At 49.1% G+C, this 279-nt stretch carries 1 protein-coding gene; it reads right to left on the reverse strand.

What is annotated here, in order from left to right; genetic code table 11:
- Nucleotides 1-279: ABC transporter permease subunit (locus tag C1E99_RS13900; protein WP_153060288.1), on the reverse strand; the 279-nt coding region annotated here is incomplete at both ends.

Below are 279 nucleotides of genomic sequence, written 5' to 3' on the forward strand. Positions count from 1 at the left end.
CGCATGGTCTGGGCAAAACTCATCCCGACAGAATAGCCAGCCTCCAACTGCCCCTTAGGCACGGACTCGATAGAAGCCCGTATGGTTTCCGCAGCGTAGGCACCTGTATTGACAGAAAAAACCAAAACCGCCGACGGAAAGGCATCCAAGACAATTCCTAGACTTGGTAGCCCAAAGAATATCACATAGAGTTGAACCAAGAGTGGTGTCCCTCGAACAACCCAAATATAGAAACGAGCCACTTGTTTGAGAATGGGAATCTGAGCAATTTGCACCAAG

Source organism: Streptococcus suis (assembly GCF_002964045.1).
GTDB lineage: Bacteria > Bacillota > Bacilli > Lactobacillales > Streptococcaceae > Streptococcus > Streptococcus suis_U.